Source organism: Streptomyces sp. NPDC040405 (assembly GCF_055595765.1).
This window is the reverse complement of the sequence record NZ_JBVIVI010000006.1, coordinates 72,604-92,810: the sequence shown is the minus strand read 5'-3', so window position 1 is coordinate 92,810 and position 20,207 is coordinate 72,604. Positions and strand designations below refer to the sequence as shown.

The following is a 20,207-nucleotide window of genomic DNA, read 5'->3' as shown; positions in this document are numbered from 1 at the left end:
ACAAGCGGGTCAGGGGCAGTCCCCCGGCACTTTACTGACCTGCTACGACGCTTCCGCCTCCGGCTCCGCCTCGGCCAGTGCCAGCAGCTGCTCCGCCGTCATCCCGGCCGGTATCGGCTCGGGCGCGGGCGTCCGCAGCGGCGGCTGCCAGCCGTCCTCGGGGGCCCAGCGCCGGATGACGCGGGCGGGCGCCCCGGCGACCACGGCGTGGTCGGGAACCTCGCCCCGTACGACCGCACCGGCCGCGACGACGACGTTGCGGCCCACCTGCGCCCCGGGCAGGATCACCGCGCCCGCGCCCAGCCAGCTGCCGGAGCCGATCTCGACGGGTGCGGAGCGCGGCCACTGCCGTCCGATGGGCTGGTGGGGGTCGTCGTAGGAATGGTTGTCGCTGGTCACGTAGACGTACGGGCCGCAGAACACGTCGTCGCCGAACACCACGTCCCGGGAGGCGATGACATGGCTGCCGCGGCCCAGGACCACGCCGTTGCCGAGTCGCAGGATGGGGCCGGGGCCGAGGTCGAGGCCGGGCATCATCCCGGCGGTGAGCGTGACCTGTTCGCCGACCACGCAGTGCTCGCCGAGTTCGATCCACGGCTCGCCGAAGATGGTGCCCTGGGGGAATGCCAGCCGGGTGCCGACGCCGATGCGGCCGAAGCGGTACGGGCCGGGCCGCTCGGCGGTCACCGCGCCCGCGTGCTGGACGGCGTGCCATCCGCGGTGCACCAGCCGGGACGTGGCACGGCGGCGCCACGTCCGCCAGGATGAGAACACGTTCTCGTTCTTCGGCATGTACACACCGTATCCGGCCGCCGCCCGCCGCGGTACGCGGTCACGGTCACCGCCGCAGGACGCAGTCACCGCACAGGCCGCCGCCCGGCACCCGGTAGTACAGGCAGCAGGTGTGGCGCCGGAAGGCGGGCGGCGCGGTGGTCGGCTCCCCCGCGTCGCGCAGCGGCTCCCCCGCGAAGCGCAGCTCCCCCGCGTCGCGCAGCGGCGGGTACGCGAACTGGGCGCGGGCCACGGCCACCGCCCGCTCCCCCGCCTCGTCCAGGCCCCGCGCCGCGCACCAGTCGTACAGCACCCGCAGCGAACCCACCAGCGCCGAGGCGGCGTTGCCCCACAGCAGCCGCTCCGAGACCCGGTACGCGCGGCTGACTGCGTGGTGCAGCGGCGTCAGATGCGCGTACGCGGAGTCGGCGAGCTGTCCGGCGAGCCCGCCGGGTTCGCCCATCGCCCGCGGCGGGCCGGGCCACCACAGGTCGTCGGGGGCGGTGCGCGCGGGGTTCCACCACAGCTGGTCGGGGCGGAGGCCGTACACCGTGCCGGAGAGGGCCGCGGGGCCGAGCGCGAGCGACCATACGCGGGCGGCGAGCCCCTGGAAGGCGAGGGAGGCCGCGACCCTCGGCTCCTCGGTGCCCAGGCTCGCGGCGACCGCCTCCACTCGGCCGCGCAGGAGTGGCGCGGCCTCGCCCTCGTCCGTCAGCCGATAGGCCGCGCCGATCCGCGCGTACCCCTCCTCGCCCGGATCTCCGGGGCCGGTGCGCAGCGCGAAGAACGGCCCCACCTCGGCGGCCCCTCCCACGGCGGCCCCTCCCACGGTCGGCACTCAGCCGTCGGCCGGAGTGCGGAACGCCTCCAGCAGCCGGTCCGCGGCCAGCGTCGCCGTCAGCGTGCCGTCGCGGACCTCCTGTTCGAGGCCGGGCGCCAGGCGGCGCACCTCGGGGTGGGCGTGCAGCCGGGCGAGCAACTGGTCGCGCACCATGGACCAGGTCCAGCCGACCTGCTGGTCGCGGCGCTTGGCCGCCAGCGCGCCGGTGGCCTCCAGCACCCGGCGGTGCTGCTCCAGCCGCTCCCACACCACGTCGAGCCCGGTGTTCTCGCGCGCCGAGCAGGTGAGCACCGGCGGGTTCCACGGGGCGTCCGGGGGCTGCAACAGCCGGAGCGCGCCCGCCAGTTCGCGGGCCGCGGACTTGGCGTCCCGGGTGTGCGGGCCGTCGGCCTTGTTGATGGTGACGACATCGGCCAGCTCCAGGACGCCCTTCTTGATGCCCTGCAGCTGGTCGCCGGTGCGGGCCAGGGAGAGCAGCAGGAAGGTGTCGACCATGCCCGCGACGGCGGTCTCGGACTGGCCCACGCCGACGGTCTCCACCAGCAGGACGTCGTAGCCCGCGGCCTCCATCACCACCATGGACTCGCGGGTGGCGCGGGCGACCCCGCCGAGCGTCCCGGCGCTCGGCGAGGGCCGTACGAAGGCGTTCGGGTCGACGGCCAGCCGCTCCATCCGGGTCTTGTCGCCCAGGATGGAGCCGCCGGTGCGGCTGGAGGACGGGTCGACGGCGAGCACCGCGACCCGGTGGCCGAGCCCGGTGAGCATGGTGCCCAGGGCGTCGATGAAGGTCGACTTGCCCACGCCGGGCACCCCGCTGATGCCGACCCGCCGCGCCCCGCCGGTGTGCGGCAGCAGCTCGATCAGCAGCCGCTGGGCGAGGTCGCGGTGGTCGGCGCGGGTGGACTCGACGAGGGTGATGGCGCGGGCGATGTACGCGCGCCTGCCGTCGAGCACGCCCTTGGCGTACTCCTCGATATCGATCGTGCGCGGCATGGCCTACAGCTCGTGGCCGAGGTCGGCGGCCAGCTTCCGCACCAGGTCGTGGGCGGCGTCCGGGATGACCGTGCCCGGCAGGAAGACGGCGGCGGCACCGGCCTCGTGCAGGGTCTGCACGTCCTGCGGCGGGATGACGCCCCCGACGACGACCGTGATGTCCTCACGGCCCGCCTCGGCCAGCTGCTCGCGCAGCGCGGGCACCAGCGTGAGGTGGCCCGCGGCCAGCGACGAGACGCCGACGATGTGCACATCGGCCTCCACCGCCTGCCGGGCGACCTCCTCCGGCGTCTGGAACAGCGGGCCGACATCGACGTCGAAGCCCAGGTCGGCGAAGGCGGTCGCGATCACCTTCTGGCCGCGGTCGTGCCCGTCCTGGCCCATCTTGGCGACCAGGATGCGGGGGCGGCGGCCCTCGGCGCCCTCGAACTTCTCCACCAGCGCACGGGTGCGGTCCACACCGGACGACGGTCCGGCCTCGTCTCGATACACACCGGAGATCGTACGGATCTGGCCGGAGTGGCGGCCATAGACCTTCTCCAGCGCGTCGGAGATCTCCCCGACGGTGGCCTTGGCACGGGCGGCGTCCACGGCGAGCGCGAGAAGGTTGCCCTCCAGACCGCTGCCGGGGCCGGACTCGGCGGCGGCGGTGAGCGCGCGCAGCGCGTCCTGACAGGCGGTCTCGTCGCGCTCGGCGCGCAGCCGCCGCAGCTTCTCCAGCTGCTGGACGCGCACCGAGGAGTTGTCGACCGCTCGGACCTCGATCCGCTCGTCACTGTCGACCCGGTACTTGTTCACGCCGATCACCGGCTGCCGCCCGGAGTCGATCCGCGCCTGGGTGCGGGCCGCGGCCTCCTCGACGCGCAGCTTGGGGATGCCCGCGTCGATGGCCTTGGCCATGCCCCCGGCCGCCTCGACCTCCTCGATGTGCTGCCAGGCCCGCCGCGCCAGGTCGTACGTCAGCTTCTCGACGTAGGCGCTGCCGCCCCACGGGTCGATCACCCGCGTGGTGCCCGACTCCTGCTGGAGCAGCAGCTGGGTGTTGCGGGCGATGCGCGCGGAGAAGTCGGTGGGCAGCGCGAGCGCCTCGTCCAGGGCGTTGGTGTGCAGCGACTGGGTGTGGCCCTGGGTGGCGGCCATGGCCTCGACACACGTACGGGTCACGTTGTTGAACACGTCCTGGGCGGTCAGCGACCAGCCGGAGGTCTGCGAATGGGTGCGCAGCGACAGCGACTTGGGGTTCTTCGGGTCGAACTGCTTGACCAGCTTCGCCCACAGCAGCCGGGCCGCCCGCAGCTTGGCGATCTCCATGAAGAAGTTCATGCCGATGCCCCAGAAGAACGACAGCCGCGGCGCGAACGTGTCCACGTCCATCCCGGCGTCGAGCCCGGCCCGCAGGTACTCCACCCCGTCGGCGAGGGTGTACGCCAGCTCCAGGTCGGCTGTGGCCCCGGCCTCCTGGATGTGGTAGCCGGAGATGGAGATGGAGTTGTAGCGCGGCATCCGCTGCGAGGTGAAGGCGAAGATGTCGGAGATGATCCGCATCGACGGCTGCGGCGGATAGATGTAGGTGTTGCGGACCATGAACTCCTTGAGGATGTCGTTCTGAATGGTCCCGGCCAGCTTCTCGGGCGGTACGCCCTGCTCCTCTGCGGCCACGATGTAGAGCGCGAGGATGGGCAGCACCGCGCCGTTCATCGTCATCGACACCGACATCCGGTCCAGCGGGATGCCGTCGAAGAGCTGCCGCATGTCGTAGATCGAGTCGATGGCCACGCCCGCCATGCCGACGTCACCGGTGACCCGGGGGTGGTCGCTGTCGTAGCCCCGGTGGGTGGGCAGGTCGAAGGCGACCGACAGGCCCTTCTGCCCGGCCGCCAGGTTGCGGCGGTAGAACGCGTTGGACTCCTCCGCGGTGGAGAAACCCGCGTACTGCCGGATCGTCCAGGGCTGGTTGACGTACATCGTCGGGTACGGGCCGCGCAGATACGGCGCCACGCCCGGGTAAGTGTCCAGGAAGTCCAGCCCGTCGAGGTCCTCGGCGGTGTACAGCGGCTTGACGCCGATGCCCTCCGGGGTGTCCCACACCAGGTCCTCGACGCCCTTGCCGACACTGTCCTGCACCGCGGCGGCCCAGGCGGCGGAACCGGCACCGCCGCGGTACGCCCGCTCGTCGGCCGGTCCGTCGAACTCGACGGCCGAGAAATCCGGGATTCCGCCCGCTCCCGCCGGATTGCCGCCCATCACCGCACCCCCATGATGTCCAGAGCCGAGGACAGCACCTCGACCGCGTCGCAACCGGCGAAGACGAAACCGTCCACCCCGGCCCGCTCGTACTCTTCCTGAAGTGTCCCAGGCCGTCCGGCCAGCAGGACCCGGGCCGCCCCGGCGGCCTTCAGCCGCTCGGCCACGGCCACCGCCTGCTCCGCGTACACCTTGTCGCCGGAGCACAGGCAGGCCACCGTCGCGCCGCTCGCGGCGAACGCCTCGGCCACCGACTCCGCGTCGACCGTGACCGGTTCCTGCACGGCCTCGATGCCGCCCGCCTGGAAGAGGTTGGCGGCGAAGGAGGCGCGGGCGGTGTGCACGGCCGCGGGTCCCAGCGCGGCCAGGAACACCCGGGGCCGGGCGCCCCCGTCGGCCGCCCGCGCGTCCGAGCGGGCGCGCAAGCGCTCGTACGCCTCGTCACGGCGCACCCGCGGCAGCCCGCCGCCGGGCCGCTCCGGCGCGGCCTCGCGCTCGACCGGCGGCTCGGCCAGGTTCGGGAACTCGCTCACGCCGGTGATCGGCTCCTTGCGGCGGGCGAGGTCGCGCGAGCGGCGCTCCCAGGTGGCGGCCAGCCGGTCGCGCACCAGCCCGGAGGCGAGCGCGGCGGCCAGTCCCCCGGCCCCCTCGATCTCCTGGAACCAGGCCCACGCGGCGCGGCAGATCTCCTCGGTCAGCGACTCGACGTACCAGGAGCCACCGGCCGGGTCGATCACCCGGGCCAGCCCCGACTCCTCCAGCAGGATCGTGGAGGTGTTGCGGGCGATACGGCGGGCGAAGTCGTCCGGCATGCCGATCGCGGTGTCGAACGGCAGCACCGTGACCGCGTCCGCGCCGCCGACCCCGGCGGCCAGGCTCGCCACGGTGGTGCGGAGCATGTTCACCCAGGGGTCGCGCCGGGTCATCATCACCGGCGAGGTGACGGCGTGCTGGCGCTGGGCGCACTCCGGCGAGGCCGTCGCCGCCCCGCACGCCTCCGCCACCCGCGCCCACAGCCGCCTGGCGGCGCGCAGCTTGGCGATGGTGGTGAACTGGTCGGCGGTGGCCGCGTAGCGGAACTCCAGCTCGGCGCAGGCCGCCTCGACGGTCATCCCGGCCTCGGTCAGCGCGCGCAGGTACGCCACTCCCGCGGCCAGCGAGCAGCCCAGCTCCTGGGCCACCCCGCCGCCCGCCTCGTGGTACGGCAGCGCGTCCACGGTGAGGGCCCGGACGCCGTGGTGGTCGCGGTAGCAGGTGACCGCCAGGTCGGCGGCGGCGGCCAGGTGGGCGGGCAGGTCCGCGTCCCGGCCGGTGCGGGCCACCAGGCCCAGCGGGTCGGCGCCCAGGTTTCCGAGTGCCGCGTGCGGCGGCACAGAACGGTCGGCGTGCAGCCGCAGCAGGGCGCGCGCCGCGGCCTCGAAGCCGGGGCCCGCGTCAAGGACGACGGGGGCGAGGTCGAGGTAGACACCGGCCAGGGCCTCGGGCAGCGCGTCGACGGACACCCCGCCCTCGCCGACGGCCAGCCACACCGACCCGGCGCCGTTCTCCAGGTCCGCGAGCACGGCCCGGTTGGTGGTGCCCGCGTCCGGGTGCGCGTGCCGCTGGCGTACGTCCCAGCCGGTGGCCGCGGACCCCGCGGCGTGCGCGCCGCGCAGATACGGGGCGAAGCCCGGGTAACCGGGGTAGCCGGGGTGTCCGGGGTCCTGGGGGGCGTCCTGGGACGTGTAGAGGGGGCGGACGGTGATGCCGTCCTCGACCTCGGTCGCGAGGGCCGCCTCGGCGTCCGCGCCCGTGGCATCCGACGCGCCGGTTTTGCGCAGCACGCCTTCCACGAGGCGATGCCACTCGTCTCGCGTCACATCCGGGAATTCATCGGCTAGGGGAAGCCCGTCGGGCAGGACCGTCATGAAAGGGAGGCTAATGGCCTCGACTAAAGCCGCAGCAGAGGGTAGGGCTGTGAGCTTACTCTCGGCCCCGGATGCCCGGTTCCGACCGATTACCGGCCGGTAAGTCAGGGGTTTACGGGGACCTTAGGGGTTGCCGTGACACCGAACGTGAGACCGGACGGGGGCCACGGTCCCGGGGTGCTCCCGGCGTCCCCGCGAACCGCGGGAGACGTGCCGTCGGACAGCGGGACGAAGTGCGCTCACACAGAGGCCCGCCCGGTGCGACGGGGGATGCACACCGGGCGGGCTCGATGACCTTTTTACCGCATCCACCGAGGGTTATGCATCAAAAACCTGTTCGCTTCTTAGTTCACCAGGCCACGGGGAGCGAGATCAGGCCACGTGCGCGGATCGAGGGCCGCCACCGCAGCTCCTCCCTCGGTACGTCCAGCCGCAGCCCCCGAAACCGGGACAACAGCGTGGCCAGGGCGATGTCGGTCTCCATCCGGGCCAGCGGTGCGCCGAGGCAGTAGTGGATGCCGTGGCCGAGGGCAAGGTGCCCGGATCGGCCAATATGCGGATTGAGAGCGTCCGGGTCTTTGAAGTGCGCCGGATCGCGGTGCGCCGAGGCGACGGAGAGCAGCACGGTCTCCCCGGCCGGGATCGTCACGCCGCCGATCTCGATGTCCTCCCGGGGGAAGCGGCGGATCGCGAGCGGGGCCGGGGCTTCGTAGCGGGCCAGCTCGTCGAAGGCGGCCGGGATGCGGGCGGGGTCCGCGCGCAGTTCCTCCAGGAGTGCGGGGTGGTCGAGCAGGGAGAGCACGGAGTTGGCGATGAGGTGGACCGTGTTCTCGTACCCCGCGAGCAGGATGAGGAAGGCCAGCGAGGTCAGCTCGTCCTCGCTCAGCCGGTCGTCCCCGCCCTCCGCCTCGTCGTCGCGCACCCTGATCAGGTCGGACAGCAGATCGTCGCCGGGTTCGGCGCGCTTCTTCGCGATGAGGCCGGTGTAGAAGCGCAGCATGGCGCCGACCGCCTCCTTCGCCGCCTGCGGCCGCGCCGGGTCGGGGGTGATCAGGGCGTCGCTCCAGGCGCGGAAGTCCTGGCGGTCGTCCTCCGGGACGCCGAGCAGATCGCAGATGACGATGATGGGCAGCTGTCCTGCGTACGCGGCGAGCAGATCCGCGCGGCCGTCGGCCTCGACGGCGTCGAGCAGTTCCCCGGCGACACGCCGGACCGGTTCGCGCAGCTTCTCGACCCGGCCGGAGGTGAACGCCTTGACCACGAGGCGGCGCACCCGGGTGTGGTCCGGGGGATCCATGTTGAGCAGGTTGGTGTCCAGGGCGGGCGGCAGGGAGAAGCCGCTGTAGTTGCCCGGCGCGGCGTGGCGCTTGTCCAGCGAGAGGCGCGGGTCGGCGAACGCCTGCCGCACATCGTCGTAGCGGGTGACCAGCCAGGCGGGGCGGCCATCGGTGCCGGCGATCCGGTGGACCGGGCCCGCCTCCCGGAGCGCGGCCAGGGCGGGATACAGATCTTCGATCAGCGCGGCGGTATCGGCAGTGTCGGTGTCGGCGGTGTTCTGCATGGCTCCCGACCTTAGAAGAGTGCCGTCGCCCCACGCGGTGGCCGGGAGGCGGCGCCGGGGCTGAATCTCCCCGACGCCGCCTGCGCCACGGGCGGCCCCGACCCCCGTCCAGGGCCACCTCGTCCTTGGTCCCCCCCCGTTCACCGCCGCAGGCCGTGTCTGTCTGCTTCAATCAGCAAACCGCGTCCGAGCGCCGCTGTTTCCCCTACGGCAGCAAGTTGCCAATCACCGCACCGGGGCGATTGGGCCTTGACATGGTCGATCTCGGGGCGCTGGACGCCACACGACACCGTGCCCGCGCGGTATCGCGCGGGCACGGAATCCGGGTCCGGCCGGACCGTTGGTGAGAATGGCCGGATATAGCACCACGAAGTGGGCGCCGCACGGCGGCGGTCAGCAGGGGCGACGCCAGGGGTCGAGGTCCAGCCGCTTCTGCATCGAGCTGAGCCGCAGCCGCTTCGCGGTCCGGCAGAAGGCCCCCGGCTTCAGGGCGTATTCGGCGTGGAAGACCGCCTTCTTCCGCCGGATGAAGGGCGTGAGCTTGTCGCACTCGTCGTACTGGGCGCATTCCTCGTTGACCGCGAAGTCGAAGTCCCGCACCAGCTGCGGGATCTGGTCGAGGTCGTTCTTCAGGCCGATGGCCAGGCCCCGGTCGTGGGCCAGCCGCGCCATCGCACGGTTGTAGGCGAGCTGGTGGGCGGGGTTGAGCGGAAAGCCGGTGCGATTGCGGTAGCCGTCCGTCAGATCGGGCTCCACCGCGTCGAAACCCTTGTCCCGGCACATGTCCATCCGCTCGGCCATGAGCGGACGCAGGACGGAGAGCTTCCGGATGTCCAGCCAGCGTTCGCCCCGCCAGCCGTTGCCCCGGCCCAGCAGGGACCGGGGGAAGGCGGCGTGGTCGGGCCGGAAGTTCTCCCAGGCGCCGACGTTGATGTAGCAGATCACCTTGCGGCCCCGGGCGTGCAGCCGGGCAACGGTCCGGGCGGAGTTCTCGAAGCCGTCGATGTCATAGACGGGCACGTCGACCGATTCGTCGATCCGGCCCGCCAGCTGCCACTGCCAGGCGGTGCCGGGGCGGGGCTGCCAGCGCGAGGGCCGGTCGCCGCCGCGGTCCGGGGATCCGCCGCCCGAGCATCCGGTCAGGATCAGCAGCAGTGCGGCGATCACCGCCGCCGTCACGCGCCGCGCCGTCCGCGCCGTCCGTGCCGTCCGCGCCGTCCGCGCCGTCATCGGAGGGCCTCCAGCCCGTCGGGGGCGGACCGCCAGGGGTTGGCGCCCGCTCCGGGCACCGCGCAGTGCACGGCGGCGCCGCGCGCTCGGGCGGTGCGCCCCACCTGTCCGGCCCGCCCGCCGGGCACGTCGTACACCAGATGGCAGAAACGTCCCGGCGGATGGGCCGCGGTCCAGTCCGGCACCTCGGCCTGCCGGTAGGTGTCCCACCGGCCCTCGAAGGTGACCAGCAGATCGGCGAGGGCGGCGTAACGCGGATCGGGGTGGGTTCCGGGGTTGAACACGACCGTACGGGCGCCCAGCACCCGGGACGCCCGCGCCAGCCGCCGGTAGCGGGGCAGCGTCGCGGCGTGCGCCGCGGTCCGGTCCAGGAACACGCCGTCCACCCCGTACCAGCGGCGATGCCGCCGGATGTCGGTGAGCACCGCACCCACCCGGCGGCGGCCGTACGCGGTGTCGACGTACCCGAGCAGCGGTGCCCCGGCGGCGCGCAGCCGCCCGGCGGCCTCGGCGAACACCGGGTCGGGCCGGATGCCCGGCCCGTCCGCCAGGTTGAGGATGACCCCGTACAGCCGCCCGGCGGCCCGTTCCAGCACCCGCCAGGGGTGCGGATCGGCCGCCGGGTGGACGTACAGGGGTACGAGCAGACGGCGCTGCTGGGCCGTCATCGGGCGGGCGTTTCGGCCGGGTCCTTGCTCGCCGCCCACAGACCGGTCAGCGACTCGGCGAAGGCGTACCGGGGCTGCCAGCCGAGCAGCCGGCCGGCGGCCCCGATGTCCGCTTGCTGCCAGGAAACGGCCGCCGAGCGCGCCGAGCCGCCGCCGCCCTCCTCGAGGCGGCCGAGGAAGCCGCTCTCCCTCACCAGCCCCTCGGCCACCTCCCGCACCGGACGGGCCATGCCGCCGCCGATGTTGAGCAGGCGCGGGGGCTCACCGGGCTCGGTGGCGGCGAGACCGGCGGCCCGCGCGACATCGCGGACGTCCACGAAGTCGCGGTGGGCGGACAGGTCCCCGACGTGGACGGTGGCGTCCGGCCCGTCGGCGTCACCGGCGTCACGCCGCATCGCGAGCCGCAGCTCGGCGGCGAGCCGACCGGGCAGGCTCGCGGCCGGTGAGCCGGGGCCGAGCGGGTTGAACACCCGCAGGACCACGGCGTCCAGGCCCGAGTCGAGGACGGCGAGGGTACCGGCCAGCTTGGTCGCGCCGTACAGGCCGAGCGGCCGGGCGGGCGCGGCCTCGCCGAGAGGGCGGCCGGGCTCGCCCGCCCCGTACTCGGCCGCCGAGCCCAGGTGGACGAGGCGGGCGCCGGGGGCGGCGTCCGCCAGCGCCTCGCACAGGACGGCCGGGCCGCGGGCGTTGGCCCCGGTGAGCGCCAGCGCGCCGCCGCCGACCGCGCCCGCGCAGTTGATCACGGCGTCGGGGGCAAGGGCGCGCAGGGCGTCGGCCAGCCGGGCCGGGTCGGCGGTGGCCAGGTCGACGGTCAGATCGGCGGTCGGATCGGCGGTCAGGCCGACGGCGGGATCGCCGGTCGGCCCGGGGTGCGGGGCGGCACCGGCCGGGCGGGCGCCGACCAGCACCCGCACGCCGGACAGGGCGCGCAGATGCCGGACGGTGTGCCCGCCGAGGAAACCGGTGGCGCCCAGTACGAGGATGCGCACGGGCCCGCTCACGCTCCCTTGATCAGCATGCCGCGGCGGGCGTCGAACTCGGCGTTGGCCCGGTCGTAGTCGTCGGGTCGGCCGATGTCGAGCCAGTAGCCGTCGAACTCGTACGCGTTCGGCGGGGTCTCGGCCTCCAGCAGGTCCAGCACCAGCTCGTCGAAGCCCAGCGGCAGGCCCGGGGTGTAGCGGGCGAGGGCGTCGCGGGAGACGCCGTAGACGCCCATGGAGACGCGGTAGTCCATGCTCGGCTTCTCGGCGAAGCCGACGACCCGGCCCTCGTCGGTGTTGAGCACCCCGAAGTCGATGTTCACCTGGCGGGCGTAGGTCGCGATCGTCAGCGGGGCCTGGGATTCCTGGTGGCTGCGCAGCACGTCGCCGAAGTCGAGGTCGGTGAGGACGTCGCCGTTCATCGCGAGGAAGTGCTCGGGAAGCCGGTCGAGCATGGTGAGCAGCGGGCCCATGGTGCCCAGCGGGCTGTCCTCGGTCGCGTATCCGACGCGCAGCCCCCACTGGGAGCCGTTGCCGACGTACGCCCGGATGATGTGGCCCAGGTGGCCGATGGCCAGGGTGCAGCTGGTGAAACCGGCCGCCGCGAGCTGGCGCATCACGATCTCCAGGATCGCGTGCTGCTCGCCGATCGGGACGAGCGGCTTGGGCAGGGCGGTGGTGTAGGGGCGCAGCCGGACGCCTTTGCCTCCGGCCAGGATGACTGCGTGCATGGGGTGAGGTTCCTCTCCGGTACGAAAGATGAAGGGGGGTCAGACGTTGTAGATGTCGGTCTTGTAGCGGGCGAGGTTCGCCGGGTCGCGGAAGAAGGCGATGGTGTGCTCCAGCCCCTCTTCGAGGCTGTGCGCCGGGGCCCAGCCGGTCGCGGCGCGCAGCCGGGAGGCGTCCGCGACCAGCCGCATCACCTCGGAGTCGGCGGGGCGTACGCGCTGGGCGTCCTCGCGGACGTCGAGGTCGGTGTCCATCAGCTTGCCGACGAGGGAGACCAGGTCGCCGACCGAGATCTCCCCGCCGGTGCCCGCGTTGAAGGTGCGGCCGACCACGTCCGCGGCGGGCGCGGTGCCGACGGCGAGGAAGGCGGCGGCGGTGTCCTTGACGTACGTGAAGTCGCGGGTGGGACGCAGATCCCCGAGCGTGACGGTGCGCTGCCCGGCGGCCACCTGGCCGATCACGGTCGGGATGACGGCGCGCATGGACTGGCGCGGGCCGAAGGTGTTGAACGGCCGCAGGGTGACCACGGGCGTGCCGAAGCTCGCGTGGTAGCTGTCGGCCAGCCGGTCGCCGCCCGCCTTCGAAGCGGCGTACGGGGACTGGGTGTTGATGGGGTGGTCCTCGGTGATCGGGACGGTCTGCGCGGTGCCGTACGTCTCGCTGGTGGAGGTGTGCACCAGGCGCGGGATCTCCCGGTGGCGCACGGCCTCCAGCACGTTGAGGGTGCCGGTGACATTGGTGTCGACGTACGAGTGCGGGGCGCGGTACGAGTAGGGGATCGCGATCAGCGCGGCGAGGTGATAGACCGCCTCGGCGCCCTTGACCAGGCCGTTGACCGACCCGGGGTCGCGGACGTCGCCGAGGACGACCTCGACCTCGGACAGCACGTCCTTGGGCAGGGTCTCCAGCCAGCCGAAGTCGGAGAAGGAGTTGTACTGCACCATCGCGCGCACCCGGTGGCCGGTGGCGACGAGCGCCTCGACCAGGTGCGAGCCGATGAATCCCTCCGCGCCGGTGACGGCGACGGGTGTGGCGGTGTTCGGGGTGTTTTCGGACATGCGGGAACTCCACTTCTGTTGCGAGGTGTTGTGGTGGTGGTGCGGGTGTCGCGGATCAGCCGTGATCAGCGGTGTGTGGTGATCCGGCCGAGGAGTGCGGTGGCGAAGGCCAGCAGGACGGCCGACGCCGCGCCGCAGACGGCGAGTTGGACGACCGCCGGTGCGGAGATCTTCAGCGCGAGCGCGGCGGCTTCGGCTCCGGCCGCGGCCAGGCACACCGCGGCGGGTGGCCAGGCGCTGCCGAACGCCTGGAGCAGCAGCCCGCTCCACAGCACCGCCCCGAGGGCCAGGACGGCGAGCAGCCGGGCGGCCCCCGGCGCGGGTGGCGCGGTGGCCGGGGACGCGGCGGGCCACAGCGCGTGGGTGGCGAACACGAGCAGGGTCAGGGCGGCGAGGTATCCGGCGAGACAGAGCCCGAGCACCCCGGCGGCCCGCAGGCGCAGGCCCGCCGGATCGGTGCTGTGGGCGAGCGCGGCGAGCGCGAGCCCCCGGCAGCGGTGGAGCAGCCATTCGGCGGCGCCCATGCTGAGGGTCAGCGCCATCACCACGGCTCCGGCGAGGGCCGCCCCGGCCCCGTACCGCACCATGTCGCCGAGAGCGGCGACGGTGGTGAGCACGGCGCACCCGAGCCCGAACAGCCCGTACGGCAGCGAGGCGGCCAGCGGCGGGGCCGCGGCGGGGACGGTGTCATCGGAGGAGCGCACGGCTCGTACGGTGGCGCGGGCGGCGGCCGCCAGCACGGCGCCGACGGTGGCGAGTAGCGCCACCACCCGTGCCCAGGAGGGTAGTTCGACGAGGAGCGTCAGGCCCGCGCCCACCGCCGTCGGCAGCAGCGCGAGCGGCAGCAGCCGTTCCTTGCCGAGCACGAGCAGCGCCGTGGCCGCCGCCAGATAGGCCGACTGTCCCGCCGCGAAGGCGAGCGCCGCGCCGGGGGCGGGAAGCAGCAGCGCGGCCAGAAACGCGAGCACCGCGCCCAGCGGGGCCCCGAGGCGCAGGCACCGCCCGGCCGCCGCGCGGCCGCCCGACGCCAGCCGGGTGTACGCGCGGTGGGCGAGCGCCTGGTTCCACGCCCAGCCGACCAGCGCGGAGGCGGTGAGCGCACCGCTTCCGGCGGGCAGCCCGAGCACATCGGGCGGGCCGCTGAGGAACGGCGCGCCCAGGGCGTAGCCGAGCCCGGGCAGGGCGAACACCAGCCCGCGGAACAGGAACCGGCCGGGGCGCGCGGCCCAGGGGTCGGTGCGCGGCGGCGGTTCGGGGCAGCGGCGCGGCACGCGGGCGTACAGCTCGGCCGCCAGCTCGAAGGTGTCCCGGCGCCCGAAGCGCTCCCGCACCTGGTCCCCGGTGAGCCCGTCGGCCTCCAGTACGGCCGCGATCTCGTCGGGGTGGACGGCCTCCGCGATCAACTCGCCTCGGTCCGCGATGAGTTCATCGATCGGGTCGTCGGCCCAGCGAGGCCGCCGAGGGCCACCGGCGGCCATCTCGCGGCGCGGGTTCGTGGGGTACGGCGGCGGTACGAGCCGCAGCGGGCCGCTCATGCCGTACCCCGCGCGACCAGCGCCATCTCCGGAGCCGCGGTGGCCCGGGACGTGGCGTCCAGCTCGTGGTAGATCTCGCGGAAGGCGCTGATGGTCTGGCGCAGGGTGAACTGTTCGATCACCCGCAGCCGGGCCGCCTCCCCCATACCCGCCCGCAGCGCCGGGTCGCCCAGCAGCTTCAGCGCCGCCCGCGCCATCCGCTCGGGGTCGCGCGGCGGGACGACGAGGCCGCTGTCGCCGACCGCCTCGCGTACGCCGCCCACGTCGGTCGACACGGTGGCGCGGCCACAGGACATGGCCTCGATGAGGGTGAAGGGGAAGCCTTCGCTGATGCTGGAGAGCATCACCACGTTCCCCGCCGCGTAGGCGTCCCGTATGTCCTCCACCCGCCCCTCGAAGGTGACGGCGTCGGACACGCCCAGCTCCACGGCGAGCGACTGGCAGCCGTCGCGGTAGCCCTCCGCGCCGCGCGGTGTGCCGCCGAAGAGGCGCAGCCGGGCGTCGGGCAGCTCCTTGCGCACGAGGGCGAAGGCGCGGATCAGCGTCTCCAGGTCCTTGATCGGGTCGACGCGCCCGGCCCAGCTCAGGGTGGGGACGCCGGGTTCGGGTCCGGCGGGCGGGAAGGCGGCCGGGTCCACGCCGTTGTACACGGTGCGGATGCGCTCCGGCGGGGTGCCGCCGTGTTCCTCCCAGCGCCGGTTGTAGCGGTTGCCGGGGGTGACGAGCGCGGCGCGCCGGTAGCTCTCGATCGCCAGCAGCCGGAAGAAGCCCAGCAGCAGCGACTTGACGGGCCAGCTGTACGGTTCGGCGCGGAAGCCGAGGTAGCGCTCGCGCAGATAGACGCCGTGCTCGGTGAGCAGGAACGGGGTGCCGTACCGCTCCCGGGCCACCAGGCCCGGCAGCGCCGCGAGTCCGCCGCTCACCGCGTGGGCGACGCCCTCGGCCGGGGGCCGGGCGGCGAGCGGGCGCAGGGCGTGTTCCAGCAGGTCGGTCGCGGTCAGCGCGTCGTGCAGCGTGGGGCGGGCGGCGGCGGTGGGCAGCTGCGGGCGGGCCCATATTCGGGCCAGCGCGCGGGCCGCGGACTCCGAGGCCAGCGCCGCGGAGAGGGTGCCGCGCCGGGCGTACTCGGCGAGCCGGTACAGCTCCGGGGCGAAGGCGTGTTCCTGGTCCGGGTCGAGCAGGGCGAGCAGAAAGCGCTCGTACCCGGCCAGGAACCTCCGCATGTCCCGCCCGCGCGGGGCGCGCGCCCGGACCGCCGGGGGCGGTCCCCACAGCGGCACGCAGTCCACGCCGCGCACGTGGGCGGGCAGCTGCCAGGCGAGCGGCTCCCGTCCGGTGCCGGTCACCGCGATGACCCGGAAGTCGATGTCCGGCATGCCTTGCACGAGCTGGTCGCACCACACGCTGACCCCGCCGTGGCCGTGCGGGTAGGTGCCCTCGGTGAGCAGCGTCACCGGGACGGTGCCGGCCGTGGGCTCGGCAAGCGTTCCTCGCATGTCGGTTCGGTCTCTCCAGGACGGCGCCGTGCGGGCACGGCGGACGAAGGCAGCGGTGGGTACGGCCGTGCGGACACGGCGGTGTGACAGCGGTACGGACGGGCGCCGGGCGCCTCAGTCGCGGCTGGTGTCGCCGGGTCCGTACGGCACCGGGTCGCGCACCCCGGCCGGGACGGGCAGCCGGTCGGCGGGGGCCGCGGCGCGCGGGGCGGCCGCCGTGGCGGTGGGGTCGGCGGGGACCGCGCCGGCGGGCAGGGTGAAGGTGATCCGGCCGAGGGTGGGCGTGGCCCAGCCCGAGCGCAGCCCGGCGTAGGCGCCGCCGAAGGCGGTGGGGTTGCCGGTCTGGGTCGCTTGAGTGCCGGTGGGCAGTGTGGCCGGGGCCTGGGTGCCGCTGGGCGCGGTGACGGTGACGGTGTCGCCGATGCGGTACGCGGTGACGCGCCCGGCGGCCAGGGCGCTGTCCCAGGCGGCGCGCTTGTGCAGCTCCTCGCCGACGTCCTTCATCCGCAGGTTGACCAGCGGGGCGTTGTCGGCGAAGAGGCCCTCGTAGGCGCCGAGGGTCTTCTCCAGCACCGGGTAGACGATCCGCTCCTCGGCCAGGTTCGACTGGTGGACGTAGTGCGGACGCGGGTCGTTGGCCAGCACATGGCCGAGCGCGATCTTGGACTCCAGCGGCACGATGTAGGAGCCGTAGCCGGTGGCGGTGTCCAGCGGGGCGTCGAGGCAGGTGGTGGCCGAGGAGCCCTCGCACACCCCGCTGCCCCCGTCGGCCTTCTTCGCGTAGATCCAGTTGTACTCGTCGGCCTGCTCCGCGGCGCGCCCGGCGTTGTAGAAGATGTTCATCGGGTGCCGCGGCACGGTGGTGGCGGGGCCGAGGGTGCGCTGGTCCGTCTCGCGGGAGGCGTCGCTGCCGAGCGAGGTGACGCCGGTGAGGGTGAGGGCGGTCGACAGGTTGGGGTTGTCGTTCGGCTGCTGCGGCAGGGTCTTCAGGCCCGAGTGCTCGCCGGTGACCAGTTCGGTCTTGTCGACGGCGAGGTTCTGCCGCCCGGCCCAGGTGAGGTTGTCGTTGATCTGCCCGGTGATGTCGGTCAGACCGACGTAGCGGGTGGTGCCGAGGAGGGTGGTGGCGCACTTCCAGGGGACGACGGTGGTGTCCTGCACGCAGCCCAGGAAGGGGTGGTTGTAGGTGTGGTTGATCCAGCGGAAGGAGCCCTGGTCGGCGACGAGTTGCTGGGCGAGGGCGTCGCTGCCGCCGTTCTCGTCTTTGTATGCCTCGCTGCCGCCGCCGTTGAAGGCGAGGTCGAGGGTGAAGCCGTGGTCGGCGGACCACTTCTTGGCGTAGCTCGCGTCGGCCGCGGTCATCCGGATCGGGTCGTTCTCGACGCCGTTGCCCGCCGTGCCGCAGTCGATGTCGCCGGGGGTGCAGTTGAGTTCGGTGTCCCAGCGGTCGTCGGCGGCGAACACGTCGTCCACGTGGACGGCGAGGTAGTTGCGGTCGGCGCCCAGGTGGATGCCCTGGGTCAGCCACTCGACGATGCCGCGGGCCAGCAGCCGGAACTGGCTCTGGTACTGGTTGTAGACGAAGGTGACGACCAGTTCGCGCCGCCCGTCGCGGGCGTACTCGCCGACCAGCGAGCCGCGTGCCGAGCTGCCGGGGATGGGCGCGTCCACATAGCTGGTGTAGGTGGCGCCGTCGGCCTGCTGCTCCAGCGGGACGGCCAGATAGCCATAACTCTCGGTCACGTCCGGGTCGTTGTCCTCGAACGGAACGCTGCCGTCGAGGTAGCCGAACGGGCCCGCCGCGCCGGACGGGGTCACCTTCGCGGTACGGCCGTCCAGCGATCCGGCGTACCCGGGGTTCTGCGGGGGGTTGAGGCCGACGGCCGGGCGGGCGTAGGTGTACGCGTCCACCTGGCGGATGCCGAACTTCTTCTCGTACGCGGTGAGCGCGGCCATTTCCGCCGAGCCGTCCCCGAACGGATTGTCGTTGGGGACCACGACCGCCTGGTACTTGGCGCGCGGCCGCCCGTCGACGGTGTCGCTGAGGAACGCGGCGTCGACGCGCGCCCGCCCGGAGGCGGTGAGGTCGACCGTGGTGTACGGGGTGCCGGAACCGTCGAGTTCGGCGGTGATGGCGGCGGTCGCGGGACCGTGGTCGTCCAGGACCAGGACCCGCAGGTCGATTCTCGGCGTCGCGGCGGCGCTCGCGGTGAGCGCCGGAGCGAATGCCGTCAGCAGGACAGCGGCGGCGCATGCCGCGGCAGGCCGGGTCATCCGACCCATGGTGAACTCCCCCCAGGAGCAACCGCGCAGGGCGCGGCGCCGACCGGTGAATGACGTGCGTCGATACGCCGATCGCGGCGTGCCGAGGCGAAATGAGCGAGGAAAGATCCTCGGAAACACGGCTTCACGCGGCCGGGGCTCCCCTCCCCGACGGCTGATGTCCTCCCCCTGTTCGCCGGATCACGGACAGCGTCGTCCGGACCGGCCGCACGGTCGAAGCCGAGACCGCGCAGTCCATATAGTGCGCCATCCCGACGTAGATCGACTCCACGAACGCCGCACAACGCGCCATCGACGGGCCTGCGGTGACTGGATTTCATCCCTCGGAACGACGCCCCCTCGACCACCGCTTCACATGTGTGGAGGAGGTGTGAGGATCGGACATCCCTTGTCCCGCCTGATCCGATTTTCAGTCCGGACCAGACCCTTCGAATGTCTGTTCTTGCTGCACAGCGGGGGTATCACCCCTCGCGGGCCGCGTCGAAATCGGCTGAATGACGGCCGTCCGAATTGTTCACCATTGAAGCGAATCGGCGGTGCCGCTCAGTCCACGCTCTGGAGAATGTGCGGCTCGGCGAGGTCGTCCTCGTAGCCCGCCAGACGGATCGGCGCGGAGCGTGCCCACACCTCCAGACTGCCCACTTCCGACGGCTCCGCCCGCCGCCTGTCGTTCTCCGGGTGTGACTCGTCGCTCATCGTCTGCTCGGGGGTCACCGCACACTCCTTCGTGGTCGGCTGAACCGGATCTGTCGTCAGGTTAACGAGCGCTTGAACGCTCCGCGCGGCGATTCCCAAGGACTGGACAAGGAATGAGCACCCCGGCCGAATGCTCCGCGCCAAGTGGCCGCGGGTCCCCATCCATGGTGAGCTGGGACGGGAGGGGGTGGGGCATATGTCCGCCGAACGGGTGAGCGTCAGCCCACGAGGCACCCGGCCCGCGGCCCTGCTGCTGGCGGCGCTCCTCGCGCTCGCCGTGCTGAGCGGCTGCCACGACCAGGGCGGCGGCCAGGCCCCGCCCAAGGCCCGGCCCACGGAGCACGGCCGGTCCCCGCTCGCCGGCCGCTCCCCCTTCACCGGGCAGTCCGCGCGGCCCGCCCCCGTCCTCGCCGTGAAGATCGACAACGTCACCCAGGCCCGCCCCCAGACCGGCCTCGGCGCGGCCGACATCGTCTACGTCGAGCAGGTGGAGGGCGGGCTGAGCCGCATGCTCGCGGTCTTCTCCGGCCGACTGCCCGCCACCGTGGGACCGGTGCGCAGCGCCCGCGAGAGCGACCTCGCCCTGCTGCGCCAGTTCGGGCGCCCGGCGCTGGCGTACTCGGGCGTCCAGTCCCGGCTGAGGTCCGCCCTGGACGCCGCGCCGCTCTACCCGCTGCCGCCCGGCACGGCGCCCCGCGCCTACGTACGCGGTACGGAGCACCCCGCGCCGCACAACCTCTACGTCCGTCCCAAGGCCGCACTGCACGCGGCCCCGCACGCCTCGGACGCCCAGGACATCGGCTTCCGCTTCGGCGCCGCGCCACCGGGCGGACACCCGAAGACACGCCAGACGGTGCGCTACCCGTCCGCGGCCTTCGCCTTCACCTGGTCCGCCACGGACAAGCGGTGGCAGGTGGCCATGGACGGCACCCCGGCCCGCACCACCGACGGCGGACGCCTGGGCGCCGCCACGGTCGTGGTGCAGTACACGACGGTCCGCGCGTCTCGCTTCCACGATGTGCTCGGCAGCGTCACGCCCTACACCGAGACGGTCGGATCGGGCACCGCGCTGGTGCTGCGCGACGGCAAGGCGTACGAGACCCGCTGGTCACGGCCGGGGGCCGGGGGCGGCACCACGTTCACCACCACGGACGGCGACCGCATGACGTTCGCCCCCGGCCCGGTGTGGGTGGTGTTGGCGGCCCGGTGATCCGC

Annotated in this window: 16 protein-coding genes; 1 reads left to right on the top strand and 15 read right to left on the bottom strand. The window is 73.5% G+C overall.

The features are described from left to right. Window positions 1-42: 42 nt before the first annotated feature. From ACZ59A_RS24780 to ACZ59A_RS24710, 15 genes are all read right to left on the bottom strand, one after another. Window positions 43-792 carry an acyltransferase gene (locus ACZ59A_RS24780; RefSeq protein WP_470962086.1) on the bottom strand — a complete coding sequence of 250 codons (750 nt, stop codon included), beginning with the start codon at window positions 790-792 and terminating at the stop codon, window positions 43-45. A 46-nt stretch (window positions 793-838) separates the two neighbouring features. Beyond that, window positions 839-1,585 carry a (2Fe-2S)-binding protein gene (locus ACZ59A_RS24775; RefSeq protein ID WP_470962083.1) on the bottom strand — a complete coding sequence of 249 codons (747 nt, stop codon included), beginning with the start codon at window positions 1,583-1,585 and terminating at the stop codon, window positions 839-841. Between the two features lie 24 nt (window positions 1,586-1,609). Continuing rightward, window positions 1,610-2,605 carry a methylmalonyl Co-A mutase-associated GTPase MeaB gene (meaB, locus tag ACZ59A_RS24770; RefSeq protein ID WP_470962080.1) on the bottom strand — a complete coding sequence of 332 codons (996 nt, stop codon included), beginning with the start codon at window positions 2,603-2,605 and terminating at the stop codon, window positions 1,610-1,612. Between the two features lie 3 nt (window positions 2,606-2,608). Next, window positions 2,609-4,849 (bottom strand): methylmalonyl-CoA mutase, encoded by a 2,241-nt coding sequence (gene scpA, locus ACZ59A_RS24765; RefSeq protein WP_470962077.1) that lies wholly within the window; start codon window positions 4,847-4,849, stop codon window positions 2,609-2,611. Beyond that, window positions 4,849-6,756, bottom strand: a complete 1,908-nt coding sequence (locus tag ACZ59A_RS24760; RefSeq protein ID WP_470962074.1) for a methylmalonyl-CoA mutase family protein — start codon at window positions 6,754-6,756, stop codon at window positions 4,849-4,851. Before ACZ59A_RS24760 ends, scpA begins: the two co-directional genes overlap by 1 nt. Window positions 6,757-7,105: 349 nt before the next feature. Then, window positions 7,106-8,317: a cytochrome P450 family protein gene (locus ACZ59A_RS24755; RefSeq protein ID WP_470962071.1), complete on the bottom strand. Its 1,212-nt coding sequence runs from the start codon at window positions 8,315-8,317 to the stop codon at window positions 7,106-7,108. A 393-nt stretch (window positions 8,318-8,710) separates the two neighbouring features. Beyond that, the gene (locus tag ACZ59A_RS24750; protein ID WP_470962068.1) at window positions 8,711-9,547 is read right to left on the bottom strand and encodes an endo alpha-1,4 polygalactosaminidase; all 837 of its coding nucleotides are present in this window, start codon (window positions 9,545-9,547) and stop codon (window positions 8,711-8,713) included. Then, window positions 9,544-10,215, bottom strand: a complete 672-nt coding sequence (locus ACZ59A_RS24745) for a spherulation-specific family 4 protein (RefSeq protein WP_470962065.1) — start codon at window positions 10,213-10,215, stop codon at window positions 9,544-9,546. Before ACZ59A_RS24745 ends, ACZ59A_RS24750 begins: the two co-directional genes overlap by 4 nt. Further along, window positions 10,212-11,204: an NAD-dependent epimerase/dehydratase family protein gene (locus ACZ59A_RS24740; RefSeq protein WP_470963112.1), complete on the bottom strand. Its 993-nt coding sequence runs from the start codon at window positions 11,202-11,204 to the stop codon at window positions 10,212-10,214. Before ACZ59A_RS24740 ends, ACZ59A_RS24745 begins: the two co-directional genes overlap by 4 nt. An 8-nt stretch (window positions 11,205-11,212) precedes the next feature. Beyond that, entirely contained in the window at window positions 11,213-11,926 is a 714-nt protein-coding gene (locus ACZ59A_RS24735; RefSeq protein ID WP_468044088.1) for a nucleotidyltransferase family protein, read from the bottom strand. Window positions 11,927-11,965: 39 nt separating this feature from the next. Beyond that, window positions 11,966-12,982 carry a GDP-mannose 4,6-dehydratase gene (locus tag ACZ59A_RS24730; RefSeq protein WP_470962062.1) on the bottom strand — a complete coding sequence of 339 codons (1,017 nt, stop codon included), beginning with the start codon at window positions 12,980-12,982 and terminating at the stop codon, window positions 11,966-11,968. Between the two features lie 65 nt (window positions 12,983-13,047). Then, window positions 13,048-14,517, bottom strand: a complete 1,470-nt coding sequence (locus ACZ59A_RS24725) for a hypothetical protein (RefSeq protein ID WP_470962059.1) — start codon at window positions 14,515-14,517, stop codon at window positions 13,048-13,050. Next, a complete protein-coding gene (gene pelF / locus ACZ59A_RS24720) occupies window positions 14,514-16,013 on the bottom strand; it encodes a GT4 family glycosyltransferase PelF (RefSeq protein ID WP_470962056.1) in 1,500 nt (499 codons plus the stop codon). The genes ACZ59A_RS24725 and pelF overlap by 4 nt, the downstream gene beginning before the upstream one ends. Window positions 16,014-16,127: 114 nt before the next feature. Next, window positions 16,128-18,296, bottom strand: a complete 2,169-nt coding sequence (locus ACZ59A_RS24715; protein ID WP_470962053.1) for a hypothetical protein — start codon at window positions 18,294-18,296, stop codon at window positions 16,128-16,130. A 543-nt stretch (window positions 18,297-18,839) separates the two neighbouring features. Further along, on the bottom strand, window positions 18,840-19,010 hold the full coding sequence (locus tag ACZ59A_RS24710) for a hypothetical protein (RefSeq protein WP_468044098.1): 171 nt from the start codon (window positions 19,008-19,010) through the stop codon (window positions 18,840-18,842). A gap of 178 nt (window positions 19,011-19,188) precedes the next feature. Between ACZ59A_RS24710 and ACZ59A_RS24705 the strand changes: the two genes are divergently transcribed. Continuing rightward, window positions 19,189-20,202 carry a DUF3048 domain-containing protein gene (locus tag ACZ59A_RS24705; RefSeq protein ID WP_470962049.1) on the top strand — a complete coding sequence of 338 codons (1,014 nt, stop codon included), beginning with the start codon at window positions 19,189-19,191 and terminating at the stop codon, window positions 20,200-20,202. Window positions 20,203-20,207: the final 5 nt, after the last annotated feature.

Bases quoted from the DNA above. Each gene is read 5' to 3' on its own strand.
- ACZ59A_RS24780 (WP_470962086.1), bottom strand. From the start codon at position 792: ATGCCGAAGAACGAGAACGTGTTCTCATCCTGGCGGACGTGGCGCCGC.
- ACZ59A_RS24755 (WP_470962071.1), bottom strand. From the start codon at position 8,317: ATGCAGAACACCGCCGACACCGACACTGCCGATACCGCCGCGCTGATC.
- pelF (WP_470962056.1), bottom strand. From the start codon at position 16,013: ATGCGAGGAACGCTTGCCGAGCCCACGGCCGGCACCGTCCCGGTGACG.
- ACZ59A_RS24745 (WP_470962065.1), bottom strand. From the start codon at position 10,215: ATGACGGCCCAGCAGCGCCGTCTGCTCGTACCCCTGTACGTCCACCCG.
- ACZ59A_RS24705 (WP_470962049.1), top strand. From the start codon at position 19,189: ATGTCCGCCGAACGGGTGAGCGTCAGCCCACGAGGCACCCGGCCCGCG.
- meaB (WP_470962080.1), bottom strand. From the start codon at position 2,605: ATGCCGCGCACGATCGATATCGAGGAGTACGCCAAGGGCGTGCTCGAC.
- ACZ59A_RS24715 (WP_470962053.1), bottom strand. From the start codon at position 18,296: ATGGGTCGGATGACCCGGCCTGCCGCGGCATGCGCCGCCGCTGTCCTG.
- ACZ59A_RS24730 (WP_470962062.1), bottom strand. From the start codon at position 12,982: ATGTCCGAAAACACCCCGAACACCGCCACACCCGTCGCCGTCACCGGC.
- ACZ59A_RS24760 (WP_470962074.1), bottom strand. From the start codon at position 6,756: ATGACGGTCCTGCCCGACGGGCTTCCCCTAGCCGATGAATTCCCGGAT.
- ACZ59A_RS24750 (WP_470962068.1), bottom strand. From the start codon at position 9,547: ATGACGGCGCGGACGGCGCGGACGGCACGGACGGCGCGGACGGCGCGG.
- ACZ59A_RS24735 (WP_468044088.1), bottom strand. From the start codon at position 11,926: ATGCACGCAGTCATCCTGGCCGGAGGCAAAGGCGTCCGGCTGCGCCCC.
- ACZ59A_RS24725 (WP_470962059.1), bottom strand. From the start codon at position 14,517: ATGAGCGGCCCGCTGCGGCTCGTACCGCCGCCGTACCCCACGAACCCG.
- scpA (WP_470962077.1), bottom strand. From the start codon at position 4,849: ATGGGCGGCAATCCGGCGGGAGCGGGCGGAATCCCGGATTTCTCGGCC.